This window comes from Nonomuraea sp. NPDC026600, assembly GCF_040638335.1.
Lineage (GTDB): Bacteria > Actinomycetota > Actinomycetes > Streptosporangiales > Streptosporangiaceae > Nonomuraea.
In genome coordinates this window covers 185,008-197,348 of the sequence record NZ_JBEZYD010000014.1, presented here as the reverse complement: position 1 = coordinate 197,348, position 12,341 = coordinate 185,008, and the positions used below count along the sequence as shown (strand labels likewise).

At 70.4% G+C, this 12,341-nt stretch carries 13 protein-coding genes; 7 read left to right on the top strand and 6 right to left on the bottom strand.

What is annotated here, in order from left to right; all coding sequences use genetic code 11:
• Nucleotide 1 precedes the first annotated feature (1 nt).
• Nucleotides 2–832, bottom strand: a complete 831-nt coding sequence (locus AB0F17_RS30385; RefSeq protein ID WP_358029683.1) for a transglutaminase domain-containing protein — start codon at nucleotides 830–832, stop codon at nucleotides 2–4.
• Nucleotides 833–939: 107 nt separating this feature from the next.
• Here AB0F17_RS30385 and AB0F17_RS30380 point away from each other — a divergent pair, with 107 nt between their 5' ends.
• A complete protein-coding gene (locus AB0F17_RS30380; RefSeq protein ID WP_358029680.1) occupies nucleotides 940–1,587 on the top strand; it encodes a dienelactone hydrolase family protein in 648 nt (215 codons plus the stop codon).
• A 32-nt stretch (nucleotides 1,588–1,619) separates the two neighbouring features.
• On the opposite strand, the gene AB0F17_RS30375 is transcribed toward AB0F17_RS30380, so the two are convergent.
• Nucleotides 1,620–2,177 (bottom strand): TetR family transcriptional regulator, encoded by a 558-nt coding sequence (locus AB0F17_RS30375; protein ID WP_358029677.1) that lies wholly within the window; start codon nucleotides 2,175–2,177, stop codon nucleotides 1,620–1,622.
• A gap of 85 nt (nucleotides 2,178–2,262) precedes the next feature.
• On the opposite strand from AB0F17_RS30375, the gene AB0F17_RS30370 reads away from it, so the two are divergent.
• On the top strand, nucleotides 2,263–3,399 hold the full coding sequence (locus tag AB0F17_RS30370) for an FAD-dependent oxidoreductase (protein WP_358029675.1): 1,137 nt from the start codon (nucleotides 2,263–2,265) through the stop codon (nucleotides 3,397–3,399).
• 37 nt (nucleotides 3,400–3,436) lie between these two features.
• Here the strand turns inward: AB0F17_RS30370 and AB0F17_RS30365 are convergent, their stop codons facing one another.
• From AB0F17_RS30365 to manD, 4 genes are read right to left on the bottom strand one after another with little or no spacing between them, the layout of a single operon-like run.
• Entirely contained in the window at nucleotides 3,437–4,483 is a 1,047-nt protein-coding gene (locus AB0F17_RS30365) for an L-idonate 5-dehydrogenase (RefSeq protein WP_358029673.1), read from the bottom strand.
• On the bottom strand, nucleotides 4,480–5,826 hold the full coding sequence (locus AB0F17_RS30360) for an MFS transporter (protein ID WP_358029671.1): 1,347 nt from the start codon (nucleotides 5,824–5,826) through the stop codon (nucleotides 4,480–4,482). Before AB0F17_RS30360 ends, AB0F17_RS30365 begins: the two co-directional genes overlap by 4 nt.
• Nucleotides 5,827–5,880: 54 nt before the next feature.
• Nucleotides 5,881–7,347, bottom strand: coding sequence for a mannitol dehydrogenase family protein (locus AB0F17_RS30355; RefSeq protein WP_358029669.1), 1,467 nt, complete (start codon nucleotides 7,345–7,347; stop codon nucleotides 5,881–5,883).
• The gene (gene manD / locus AB0F17_RS30350; protein ID WP_358029667.1) at nucleotides 7,344–8,552 is read right to left on the bottom strand and encodes a D-mannonate dehydratase ManD; all 1,209 of its coding nucleotides are present in this window, start codon (nucleotides 8,550–8,552) and stop codon (nucleotides 7,344–7,346) included. The genes AB0F17_RS30355 and manD overlap by 4 nt, the downstream gene beginning before the upstream one ends.
• A gap of 171 nt (nucleotides 8,553–8,723) precedes the next feature.
• On the opposite strand from manD, the gene AB0F17_RS30345 reads away from it, so the two are divergent.
• The 5 genes from AB0F17_RS30345 to AB0F17_RS30325 all read left to right on the top strand — a co-directional run bounded on the left by AB0F17_RS30345 (nucleotide 8,724) and on the right by AB0F17_RS30325 (nucleotide 12,304).
• Nucleotides 8,724–9,434, top strand: coding sequence for a GntR family transcriptional regulator (locus AB0F17_RS30345; protein ID WP_358029664.1), 711 nt, complete (start codon nucleotides 8,724–8,726; stop codon nucleotides 9,432–9,434).
• Nucleotides 9,435–9,480: 46 nt separating this feature from the next.
• Nucleotides 9,481–10,419, top strand: a complete 939-nt coding sequence (locus tag AB0F17_RS30340; protein WP_358029661.1) for a MerR family transcriptional regulator — start codon at nucleotides 9,481–9,483, stop codon at nucleotides 10,417–10,419.
• Between the two features lie 76 nt (nucleotides 10,420–10,495).
• The gene (locus tag AB0F17_RS30335; protein ID WP_358029658.1) at nucleotides 10,496–11,296 is read left to right on the top strand and encodes a PAS domain S-box protein; all 801 of its coding nucleotides are present in this window, start codon (nucleotides 10,496–10,498) and stop codon (nucleotides 11,294–11,296) included.
• Nucleotides 11,280–11,747 (top strand): hypothetical protein, encoded by a 468-nt coding sequence (locus AB0F17_RS30330; RefSeq protein WP_358029655.1) that lies wholly within the window; start codon nucleotides 11,280–11,282, stop codon nucleotides 11,745–11,747. Before AB0F17_RS30335 ends, AB0F17_RS30330 begins: the two co-directional genes overlap by 17 nt.
• Nucleotides 11,748–11,818: 71 nt before the next feature.
• On the top strand, nucleotides 11,819–12,304 hold the full coding sequence (locus AB0F17_RS30325; protein ID WP_358029652.1) for a DinB family protein: 486 nt from the start codon (nucleotides 11,819–11,821) through the stop codon (nucleotides 12,302–12,304).
• Nucleotides 12,305–12,341: the final 37 nt, after the last annotated feature.

Here is a 12,341-nt window from a genome sequence, read left to right as displayed (position 1 = left end):
GTCAGCAGATCATGTGCGTCGGGACCTCAAGGTCTTCGCTCTCGTAGAGCTGAGCTATCGCCTCGGGGTTGTCGGCGGCGCAGGTCGTGGCGATCACGTCCATGAGCGCGTCGTAATCGGGGCCGGTGGCGCCCTGGTAGGAAGCCTCCATGCGGCCCCATTCGTCCCACGGCAGCATTTCGATCTTCTGAAGGGCGGCCAGGTCGCGGATCGCGTTGCCCCGGATTTCGGCGACTCCCCACGCGTGCGCGACTCCCGCGACGCCGAACGCGTCAGGATCGGCTGAGCCTTGTCGACAGAGGAGCCAAGCTTCGCCGCCGGTCAGGAACTCTCCGGTGGCCAGGTCCTCGGGGGCGGCGACCAGGCTCTGGCCGAGGATCTCGGTGTCGATGCGCACCCAACGTTGTTCGTCGGTGCGCCAGTACTCCGTGATCCAGTGGTCGACGCTCTTGCCGGGGACGAAGTACGTGGCGAAGCCGCAGCGGGCGCGAGCGGGGACGCCCTGGAGGCGGAGAAGGGCGCAGCTGAGAAGAGCGAAGTGGCGGCACGTACCTACCACTCGCAGGTGTGCGGGACGTGGGACATCCAGCGGGGCGGGGTCGAGGCTGGTGAGCGATCGGATGATGTCGCTTGTGCCGCGGAGGTTCTTCTCGGCCAGGCGTTCCTGGGGGATCGGCAGGGAGGCGGCATTGTTCGGATGAACGATGAGGCCTTGTGCGATCTCGCAGATGTCGACCGGGGTGATCGGGAGGCGTTTGGTGAGTGGTAACTGATCGGCGTCAAGACGGGTGAAGACACCTGGAACGCGGTAATCAATTGTGCTCGCTGCCATGTCGGCACCGTAGCGAGGGTCACTGACAAGCCACTGCAGCCGCGACTGATTGTCCAAAGGAGGGAAGGGAGGGGGAGGAGGCGGGTTCGGCCGGGGAAAGGGAGACCATGGACATCGCGGAAGCCGGGGTGCGGATCCCGGTCGGTGACGTGGCGCTGGACGCCGACGTCGCTGTGCCCGGCGAGTCGCGTGGGGTGGTGCTGTTCGCGCACGGCAGTGGCAGTGGCCGTCACAGCCCGCGTAACCGCTACGTCGCGGCGCAGCTCCAGGCGGCGGGCCTGGTCACCGTACTGGCCGATCTGCTGACCGCGGCGGAGGAACGGCGCGACGTCGTGACCGGTGAGCTCAGGTTCGACATCGGCCTGCTCGCCGGCCGCGTGGCCGCGCTGACCGACTGGGCCCAGGCCGACTCCAGGACCGCGGATCTCGGCATCGGGCTCTTCGGCGCGAGCACCGGCGCCGCCGCGGCCCTGGTCGCCGCGGTGGAGCGGCCCGATGCGGTGCGTACCGTCGTCTCCCGAGGAGGGCGGCCTGATCTGGTGGGTGACCTCCTCGCCGGGGTGCGCCAGCCCACCCTGCTCATCGTCGGTGGCGACGACCCGGTGGTCATCGACCTCAACCGCTGGGCATGGCAGCGGATGCCCGGCGAGGTCCGGCTGGAGATCGTGCCGGGCGCGTCGCACCTGTTCGTGGAGCCCGGCACGCTCGAGCAGGTGGCCCGCCTTGCCACGGACTGGTTCGTCACCCACCTGTGAAAGCCCGCCGGCCGTCGAGTCCCGCCGGGGGTCTACGCCGGGGCGGGTCCGGTGAGATAGCGCTGGATCGTCGGGCCGAGCCAGGCGACCGTCTCATCGCTGGACATGAGCTGCGCGGGCGGGAAGGCGAGGATGTACCGCACCAGTGCGATGCCCAGAATCTGGGCGCCGACCAGCGCGGCGCGGGTCGGCGCCTGCGCGGGATCGCCGGTCAGCTTGACGACCAGCGGGGCGAGCTGCTCGGCGAAGATGGCGCGCATGCGTTCGGCCACGGCCTCGTTGGTGACAGCGGTACGCAGGAGCGCCTGCAGCGCGTCGTCGGCCTCCCAGCGGTCGAGGAAGTGGCGCACCAGGGCGGCGCCCACCTGCTCACGGTCGATGCCGGTCAGGTCGGGCAGGCGCAGGTCGAACTCGGCCGCCACGGCGAACAGCTTCTCCTTGCTGCCGAAGTACCGCATGACCATCGCGGGGTCGATCCGCGCGTCGGTGGCGATGGCCCGGATCGTCGCCCGCTCATAGCCGTCCGCGGCGAAGCGCTCGCGGGCGGCGGCCAGGATGAGCGCCTTGGTCTGCTCCGAAGATCTCCTCATGTCAACAAGTGTAGGCCAACACTTGTTGACATCCAATCCGCCCGGGGTTAGCTTGATGCCAACAAGCGTTGACCAAGGAGGAGTGATGGTTTCAGACGTACTGATCGTTGGGGCCGGGCCCGTCGGGCTGACCGCGGCGATCGTCCTGACCCAGCAGGGTCACCCGGTCACGATCGTGGACGCGCAGGCCGAGAGCCTCAACACGTCCAGAGCCGCCGTCGTGCACCCGCGCACCCTGGAACTGCTCAAGCCGTACGGCGTGGCGTCGGCGATGACCGCGCACGGCCTCCACACCCCGCGCTTCACCATCCGCGACCGGGATCGTGTGCTCGTCCCGGTGCCCTTCGACGGCCTGGACACGCCCTTCCCCTACACCTTGATGATCTCCCAGGCGGACACTGAGGCGTTCCTCCTGGCCAGGCTGGAGGAGCTCGGCGGCAAGGTGCTGCGCCCCGCCACGGTGACCGGCATCGAGCAGGACGCCGAAGGTGTCACCGCCACCCTCGACGACGGGCGGCGGATCCGGGCCGCCTACCTGATCGGCGCCGACGGGATGCACAGCATGGTCCGGGAGAGCGCCGCGATCGCCTTCGACGGCGGCGCCTACGCGGAGTCGTTCGCGCTGGCCGACGTGCGTCTTTCCGGTGGTGTTCCGCGGAACGAGGTCGTCCTCTACTTCTCGCCCGCGGGGCTGGTCGTCGTCGCGCCGCTGCCCGGCGGGTCCTACCGGATCGTCGCCACGGTGGACCAGGCGCCCCAGCGGCCCGATGTCGCGTTCGTCCAGCAGTTGCTGGACGAACGCGGGCCCGAGGCCGAACCCGCCGTCGTGCACGAGGTCATCTGGGGATCTCGCTTCCGCGTGCACCACCGCATCGCGGGCACCTACCGCAAGGACCGCATCCTGCTGGCCGGCGACGCCGCGCACGTCCACTCTCCCGCCGGCGGCCAGGGCATGAACCTCGGCATCGACGACGCCGTCACCCTGGGGGAGGCCCTCTCCCGAGTGCTGCGGGGCGCTTCCCCCGACCTGCTCGACGGCTACGCCACCGGCCAGCGGCCGCAGGCCGAGAAGGTGGTCGCCCTGGCCGGCACGCTCACCGCACTGGCCACGGCCACGTCCGGGAAGCGGCTGCTGCGTAATCTGGTCCTGAGGCTGGCGGGTAAGATCCCCGCCGTTCGGCACCGTCTGGCCTGGCAGCTGTCCGGCCTGAATCGCCGGTGAGCTCGTGGACGGCTGGTGAAACGTCCGATCGGCTCAGTTACACGGCTTCCGAGGCCGTCCCGCCCAGCCGCAGCATGACCTTGCTGCTGCCGCTCGCCGGATCGGCGGCGACGGCGAGGGCCTCGGCGGCCTGGTCGAGGGCGAAGCGGTGGCTGATGATCGGGGAGACGTCGAGGCCGTCCCGCATCGCGTCCAGGGCCTCGTCGATCTCCTCGGCGAAGCGGTACGAGCCGATCCAGGTGATCTCCCTGGTCACGAGGTCGCCGAGGGCCGAGAGGGCGGGTGTGCCGGGGAGGCTGCCGACCTGGACCAGGGTGCCGCCGCGGGCCGTCGCCCGCAGGACGGATCCGAGCACGGCCGGGACGCCCGAGGCCTCGAAGACCAGTTCGACATCCTGGGGGAGTGTCGCGTCCCCGCTGACGTCGAGGGTCTCGTCCGCGCCCATGGCGCGGGCGACGGCGAGTGACGTCTTGGCGATGTCCGAGGCGATGATCGTGGCCGCCCCGTGGTGTCTCGCGGCGGCCACGACCAGTGAGCCGATCGAGCCGGTGCCGTTGACCAGCACCGTCTTCCCGCGCAGGTCCCCGGCGCGGGACACGGCGTGCATCGCCACGGCCAGGGGCTCGGCCAGGGCGCCGTGCTCGGTGCTGACGCCTTCGGGCAGCGGCCGGATCTGGGCCGCGCGGACCACGCGGTATTCGCTGAAACCGCCGTCGGTGTGGGGGTCGAAGGCGGCCGACCCGAAGTAGCGGACCCGGGGGTAGAGGTTCGTGCGGCCGGCCAGCCGGTCGGGCAGGCGGCCGTCACCGATCAGCTCCGCCGGGTGTACGGTGACCGGCTGGCCCACCGCGAGACCGCCGACACCCATGCCGATGCCGGCGATCCGGCCGGCGACCTCGTGCCCGAGCACCAGCGGGTGCTTGAGTACGGCGGTCCCGGAGGCCCCGTGCTTCCAGTACGTGATGTCGGAGCCGCAGATCCCGCCCCATTCCATGGTGAGGAGGACCTCTCCCTCCCCCGGCACCGGATCGGGGCGCTCGTCGATCCGGAGGTCGCGGGGGCCGTGCACGACGACGGACTTCATACCGCGTCCTCCAGAAGGACCAGGTCGCGCCCGCGGGTCTCCGGGGCGAGAATCGTGGACAGCAAGGTGATGAGCGAGTAGACGACGAGCATCGCCGCGATGGGCCACCAGCTACCGGTGACGGCGGTGAGGGTCGCCGCGACGATCGGGCCGATGGCGGTGGCCAGGATGCCGCCGATCTCCTTGGCGAGGGCGAGCTGGGTGAAGCGGGTCCGGGAGCCGAACAGTTCGGCCATCGTGACGCTCTCCAGCGAGAACAGGCTCAGGACGCCGATGTTCAGCCCGAAGATCATGCCCAGCATCAGAGCGGCCGTGCTGCCGGAGGTGATCAGCAGCATCATCGGGAACGCGAAGGCGGCGGTCAGCAGGGTCACCGCGATGTACATGGGGCGGCGGCCGAACCGGTCGCCGAGCAGGCCGACCAGCGGCACGGTGACGAACCCCAGCAAGGAGCCGTAGACGATGGCGCTGGTGGGGATCGACCGATCGACGAGCAGTGTGGTGGCCAGGTAGCCGACGAGGAAGGTCTGGACCAGGCCCGAGTTGCCGGCCTGGCCGAACCTCAGCCCCAGGGCCAGGAAGAACGCCTTGCCCTTGCGCTGCCGGAGCCCGGCCTCGAGAACGCCCTTGTTCTCCTCCTGGAAGACGGCCTCGGCCTGGGTACGGGACATCGCGACGCCGTCCACGACGTCGGGCCGCTCTTCGAAGACCGGGCTCTCCTTGAGATTGCGGCGTACCCAGACCGCGAAGACCATGAGCGCGAAGCTCAGCAGGAACGGCAGCCGCCACCCCCACGTGAGCAACTGCTCCTCACTGAGGACGGCGAGCAGGATCGCCCACAGGCCCGACGCCGCCAGCGTGCCGGTGTTGGTGCCGAGCGACACCAGCGAGGCGACCAGGCCGCGCCGCTTCACCGGGGCGTACTCGGCGAGCATGACCGTGGCTCCGGCGATCTCGGCGCCGGCCCCGAAGCCCTGGACGAGCCGCAGGACGACCAGCAGGATCGGGGCCAGGATGCCGATCACCGAGTAGGTCGGCAGGACGCCGATCAGCGTGGTCGACGCGCCCATCAGCAGGATGGTGGTGATCAGGACCTTCTTGCGGCCGATCCGGTCGCCCATCCGGCCGAAGTAGATGGCGCCGGCCAGCCGGGCGACGTATCCGACGCCGTAGGTGGCCATGGCGGCGATCAGCCCGATCGCCGGGCTGACGTCCGGGAAGAAGATCTTGTTGAAGACGATGGCGGCCGCCAGCGAGTACAGCTGGAAGTCCATGAACTCCATCGCCGTGCCGAGCCAGCCGGACATGGCCGCCCTGACGAGGTCACGGGTTGTTCTGGTCACGGGGCCTGCGGGCTCCGTCTGTGTGCTGTCTTTCATCGCGAACTCCGAGGTAGGTCAGATCTCGACGCGGCCGGCCCGCAGCGCGGGGAGCCGGGCGGCGGTGCCGGAGACGAGTGCGCCGTCCCCGGCCAGGTCAGCCGCGCCCAGCACGCTGAGCAGCCGGCGGATGGTGTCTTCGTGGCCGGACGCCTCGTGCCAGCAGGCCGCCAGTTCCGCGGCGGCGGGGTCCGTCGTGCCGAACAGCTGCCCGCCGTCGGCCGGTCGGGTCGCGTTCGCCCAGGCGGCGAGCGCGAGCTCGAGCGTCGCAGTGCCGGCGGAGGCGGCGCGCAGCGAGCGGAGGGCGCCGAACCAGCGTTCCGGGATCTTCCGGGAGCCGTCGGAGCCGATCTGCCGGAGCAGGTGCCGCACCCCGGGGTTGCGGAACCGCTCGACCAGGTCGTCAGTGTACGTGGCCGGGTCCGGCCCGTCGGCGGGCAGTGTCGGTGCGATCTCCGCGCCCAGGGCCCGGACCAGCCGTTCACCCCAGCCGGTCGCCATGACGTCGGCGATCGTCGCGCAGCCGGCCGCCGCTCCGAGGTAGGCCATGGCCGAGTGGGACCCGTTGAGCAGCCGCAGCTTGGTGAGCTGGTACGGCACGACGTCGGGGACGAACAGGGCGCCGTCGAGCTCCCACGGCGGACGCGGGCCGGCGAAGGAGTCCTCCAGCACCCACTGCCGGTACGGCTCGCCGACGACCGGCACCTCGTCGCGCACGCCGAGTGCGATACACGCCGCCTCCCGGTCCGCGTCGGTCGTCGCGGGCACGATGCGGTCGACGATCGTCGCGGGGAAGGCGACCGACGTGGCCAGCCAGTCGAGGACGGCCTGCCGGTCCGGCCACGAGGAGGCTTCGACGAAGCCGCGTACCACCGTGCCGAGCGCGGCGCCGTTGGCGGCCATGTTGTCGCAGGACACGACGCTGATCGGGGCACCGTTGACCCGCATCCGCGCGGCGAGCCCCGCGGCGAGCCGGCCGACGACCGTGGTGATGTCCGCCGTCTCCCTCGCCGTGAGGTCCGCGGCGATCTCCGGTGCTCCGGTGTCGAGCTCGCCGGTGCCGGGGCGGCGGTAGTGGCCGCTCTCGGTGATCGTCAGGGTCAGCACGGTGACATCGGGGTCGGTGAGCAGGTCATCGACCCGCCCGGCGTCCGGGCGCATCCCCAGGGCGCCGACGATCGACCCGACCGCGCGGGTGGCGGTGGCCGCCGGATGGCGTTCGGTCACCGAGTACAGGCAGTCCTGGGCGCGCATCGCCTTGACCACCCGCGTCGAGTTCGGGGCCACGGCGACGATGCCCCACGGCTCGCCGCCGCGGGCCGCCGCGTTCTCGGTGTAGATGGCCTGGTGTGCCCGGTGGAACGCGCCGAGGCCGAAGTGCACGACCCGCGGGCGCAACTGCCGGGGATCGACGGCCGGGCGCAGCTCGGGAGCGATCCGGTCGAGCGTGGCGAGGCTCAGCGAGGGCACCGTCAAGGTGTTCACCAGTCATGCACCGAACCGTCGAGGCGCCGCGCGACAGGCAGGTAGCGAGCCTGGTAGGGGAAGCGCGCGGCCGCCTTCTCGTCGTACTCGACGTCGAGGCCGGGCTCCTCCGACGGGTAGAGCATGCCGTCGGACAGCGTCACTCCGCTGCGGAAGACCTCCGCGGCCTCGTCCGGGTGGCCCATGAACTCCTGGATGCCGAAGTTCGGCACCGAGATGTCGACGTGCACCGCGGCGGCGAGGGTGATCGGTGAGAGGTCCGTCGCCCCGTGTGAACCGGTGCGGACCTGGTAGAGCGCGGCCAGGTCGAAGATCCGGCGCAGGTGCGTGATCCCGCCGGCGTGGACGACCGTGGTGCGCACGTAGTCGATGAGCTGCTCGGTGATGAGGTGCTGGACGTCCCAGATGGAGGTCAGCGCTTCGCCCACCGCGATCGGCGTCGTCGTGTGCTGCCGGATGAGCCGGAACGACTCCTGGTTCTCGGCCGGGGTCGGGTCCTCCATCCAGAACAGCCGGCAGTCCTCGACCCGCTTGCCGAAGCGGGCCGCCTCGATGGGGGTGAGCCGGTGGTGGATGTCGTGCAGGAGGTGGAAGCCGAAACCGAAGCGCTCGCGGACGGCTTCGAGGTAGGTCGGTGCGAACCCGAGGTAGGCCTCGGTGTCCCAGGGCTGCTCGTCGGGCAGCGAGGTCGCGGCCGGCTCGTACACCTTGCCCTTGCGAATCCCATAGGTGCCGCCGACGTCCGGGACGGCGGCCTGGGCGCGGACGGCCTTGTAGCCGAGGTCGAGAAACCGCTCGACATCGTCGAGCAGGGCGGGGACGTCCGCGCCGCTGGCGTGCGAGTAGACCATGACGCCCTCGCGGGAGCGGCCGCCGAGCAGCTGGTAGACCGGCAGGCCGGCGACCTTGCCCTTGATGTCCCACAGGGCCGTGTCCACGGCGGAGATCGCGGTCATCGTGACGGGGCCGCGGCGCCAGTACGCGCCACGGTAGAGGTACTGCCACATGTCCTCGATGCGCGCCGGATCCTTGCCGATCAGCAGGGGCACGAGGTGCTCCTGCAAGTAGCTCGCGACGGCGAGCTCACGGCCGTTCAGGGTGGCGTCGCCGAGGCCGGTCACGCCGTCCGACGTCGTGATGCGCAAGGTGACGAAGGTCCGCCCCGGGGAGGCGACGAACACCTCGGCGCGCTCGATCTTGCTCACAGGTCCCACTCCTTCGAACAGTCTTCATCGTGGTCGGCAGGCTGCTTCAGGAGGCGGCCACTAGTCGAGTAGTACTGATATACAAGCATCTGTCGCACAGATGCGCAATAGTGGTTGTGCGCCCGCCGTTCGTCTGCTCGCTCAGGAGTCCTGCCCCGGTAGGGTGAGCGTGTGGCCGGATCGAATCAGCGGCGGACCAGCCGACGCACTGTCTACGAGGCCCTGCGCCGCAAAGTCCTGACCCTCGAGCTCCCGCCGGGGACGGCCCTGTCCGAGAACGAGCTGGCGGCCTCGCTCAAGGTGAGCCGCACACCGGTCCGGGAGAGTTTGATCCTGCTGTCCGAAGAGGGCCTGGTCCAGATTTTTCCCCAGGTCGGATCGTTCGTCTCACGTGTCGACCCGGCCAGGGTGGCCGACGCGCAGTTCCTCCGCGAGGCCGTGGAGATGGCCTCCCTCGAGGACCTGCCCGCCGAGCTCGACTCCGAGCTGGTCGCCGAACTCCGGCACAACCTCGGGGAGCAGCAGCGGCCGGGCCTTGATCTGGAGGGGTTCTTCGAGCTCGATGAGGCATTCCACCAAGGCCTGCTGCGGCTGAGCGGGCATGGCAGTGCCTGGACGACCGTGGCCTCGGCCAAGGGTCATCTCGACCGTGCGCGCCGGCTCGGCCTGCACGAGACCCCGGCGACGGACTTCGCCGCCCAGCACGTCCAGATCCTCGACGCGGTGCTCGCCGGCGACGTCGCGCTGGCCCGCGCGGCCATGCGCACCCACCTGAGAGCCGTCTTCAACGACGTCGAACGCATCCGGGAGCACTCGCCCGAGCTGTTCGCGACGGATCCGGGATCGGCTCCGGTGCGCCGCAACGTCGTCGTCTGGGAGTAGCCGCCGGGCTTGAGTCTCCAGTAAGAGGAGACGCGAAGGTGGGGGCATGGACGGCGACACGCTCTACTCGATCGGTGAGCTGGCCCGGCGGACCGGGCTGACGGTCAAGGCCATCCGGTTCTACTCCGATCAGGGGATCGTGCCGCCCACCGACCGCAGCCCGGCCGGCTACCGCCGCTACGGCATCGACGCCCTCGCCCGCCTGGAGCTCGTACGGACGCTGCGCGACCTGGGGCTGGACCTCCCCACGATCCGGAAGGTCGTGGACCGGGAGGTCTCGCTCACCGAGGTCGCCGCGGCGCACGCCGACGCGCTGGCGGTGCAGATCCGCACCCTTCGGCTGCGGCGCGCGGTGCTGACGGCGGTGGCCAGGCGCGGGTCCACACCTGAGGAGATGGATCTCATGCACGGACTGGCCAAGCTCTCCGCGGACGAACGCCGGCGGCTGATCGGCGATTTCCTCGACACCGCCTTCGGCGGCCTGGCGGGCAACCCCGAGTTCGCCGGGGTCATGCGCTCGATGACCCCCGAGCTGCCCGACAATCCCGAGACCGAGCAGGTCGAGGCCTGGGTGGAGCTGGCCGAACTGTCCCAGGACCCGGACTTCCGCGCCGGCCTGCGGCGCATGGCCGAGCAGTACGCCGTCGAGCGGGCCCAGGGCGACACCGCGGTCCTGCGCCGCGACTCCGCCGCGATGGTCCGTGAGGAGGCCGGCCCCGCCGTGGCGGCCGGCCTCGACCCGGCCGCACCCCAGGCCGATGCGGTCGTCGCGGCGGTCACGGCTCGATACGCGGACGTTTTCGGCTGCCCCGACGACGCCGGCCTGCGGCGGCGGCTGTTGGCGCGGCTGGAGAGCGCGAACGATCCTCGCTGGGAGCGATATCTCCGGCTGCTCGCGGTGATCAACGGCTGGCCGGCCCCGGAGAGCCTGGCGCCGGTGCTCGACTGGTTCGTCCGGGCCCTGCGCGCGCGGATGCCTGGGTAGCGGAGAGCGGATCCGGGGGAAGGGGATCGCCAGGATAACCCCTCGATCCATCACTATATGTATTAATCTAGCAACCGTGAGTAACAGAGTCGATGTCGGCGCCCCTCTTTTTCACCGTTCGATCATTCGCGTGCTGCGCCGCATCGGCCGGCGCGGCGCCTCCTTGGCGTTCGTCGGTCTGCTGAGTCTGGCCATCGCCGCTTCCCTGGCGTACGTACCGGCTGACCAGCGGGTCTCTCCCGGATACGCCATGCTGGCCTCCATCGCTCCCCTGGGCGTGTGGGCGCTGGTCTGGTGCGCCACCGGCGCTCTGTGCCTGGTGCAGATGTTCATGCGCTCGGATCGCGTGGCCTTCGCCGTCGCCACCGCCCTGCTCCTGTTGTATGGCCTGGTGTATCTGTTCTCCACCTTCACCGGCGTCAACCCGCGGGGGTGGGTCGGCGGCGCGGTCTGGCTGGCCTTCGGCAGTTGGATCGCGCTGATCGCCACCTGGCCCGAGGCCGTCGCGGTGAGCCGCTTCCCGGGTGGCGAGGCCACGTCGGAGGCCGTCATCGTCGCCGACGGCGCCGGGGTCATCCAGTCGTGGAACCCGCAAGCCGCGAACCTGTTCGGCTGGACCATCGACGAGGCGGTCGGACGATCGCTGACGATCCTGATGCCGCCCCGCTTCCGCGCCCAGCACTCCGCCGGACTCGCCCGGGTGCGTTCCACCGGTCGCTCAGAGCTGGCCGGGCGGATCATCCCGCTGGTCGGCCTGCACCGCGACGGCACGGAGTTCGCCATCGCCCTGACCGTCAACGCCTGGCACGGCGATGGCGGAATCACCTATACCGGCGTGATACGGCCCATCGGAGGCGGCAGTGTCCAGCCTGAGTAACCTCCTCATCCAGTTCTCCGTCGGCATCGTCCCGCTGGGTGTGGCCTACCTCGCCTTCCGCTCCGCCACCGACGCGAACAAGAAGACGCAACAGACCGCGCTGCTGCAGGCCGAACGCCACGCCGAGCTCGAACGCTCGAAGGTCGACGCCGACGCCTACGTCCGCGCCAAAACGATCTACGAAGACGCGCTGACCCAGATGGAGCGGCAGGTGGGCCGCCTACAGGACCAAGCCACCCAGCTCAGCGACGACCTGACCAGCGAACAGACCAGTTCGGCCGCGATGCGCGAGCAGATCCGCCAGTTCCAGGCTCAGATCCGCGCCCTCGAACGTACCGTGGCCGCGCTGCGCGGCCAGCTCATCGCGGCGGGGCTTTCCCCTGTGTCCGGCTCCGAGACCACCGGGCCTCATATGATCGGCGGCCCGCCGCGCCCCCGACCAGCCGAATGAGGCGGCCGGATCGCGTCGCCTCGCGTGCTGTCGTTAAGATCGGCGCCACCTCAACGGTGGAGGGACCGGTAATGACCATGGAGACTGAGACGCTCCTCGAAGTCCTGAACGGCCAGCGCGATCACGTGCTCGGGATCCTGGACGGCCTTCCGGAGGACGCGCTGCGGCGGCCGGTGCTGCCGTCGGGCTGGACGTGTCTGGGGTTGGTCCGGCACCTCGCCCTCGACGTCGAGCGATTCTGGTTCCGGGCCGTCGCCGGCGGCGAATCGGTCGATCTCGAATCCGGGGACGCCGCCTGGCAGGTCGCCCCCGATGTGACGGCCGAGGCGGTGTTCGGCTTGTATCGGCGGGAGACGGAGCTGGCGAACGCCGTCATCGCCGCCACCCCTCTCGATGCCGCACCGGTCTGGTGGCCCGCCGACCTCTTCGGCGACTCGCCGCCCCGCGACCTGCGTACGGTCATCCTGCATGTGATCACCGAGACCGCGTGTCACGCCGGGCATCTCGACGCCGCCCGTGAGCTGACCGACGGCAGAACCTGGCTGGTCCTGACGTAGCCGTGCCGCACCGTGCGCGAGCTCGTCGAGCAGGTGA

What these genes read in the sequence shown, in the direction of transcription:
- AB0F17_RS30370 (WP_358029675.1), top strand. Translation starts at nt 2,263, where the DNA reads ATGGTTTCAGACGTACTGATCGTTGGGGCCGGGCCCGTCGGGCTGACC.
- AB0F17_RS30385 (WP_358029683.1), bottom strand. Translation starts at nt 832, where the DNA reads ATGGCAGCGAGCACAATTGATTACCGCGTTCCAGGTGTCTTCACCCGT.
- AB0F17_RS30380 (WP_358029680.1), top strand. Translation starts at nt 940, where the DNA reads ATGGACATCGCGGAAGCCGGGGTGCGGATCCCGGTCGGTGACGTGGCG.
- AB0F17_RS30340 (WP_358029661.1), top strand. Translation starts at nt 9,481, where the DNA reads ATGGACGGCGACACGCTCTACTCGATCGGTGAGCTGGCCCGGCGGACC.
- AB0F17_RS30365 (WP_358029673.1), bottom strand. Translation starts at nt 4,483, where the DNA reads ATGAAGTCCGTCGTCGTGCACGGCCCCCGCGACCTCCGGATCGACGAG.
- AB0F17_RS30325 (WP_358029652.1), top strand. Translation starts at nt 11,819, where the DNA reads ATGACCATGGAGACTGAGACGCTCCTCGAAGTCCTGAACGGCCAGCGC.
- AB0F17_RS30375 (WP_358029677.1), bottom strand. Translation starts at nt 2,177, where the DNA reads ATGAGGAGATCTTCGGAGCAGACCAAGGCGCTCATCCTGGCCGCCGCC.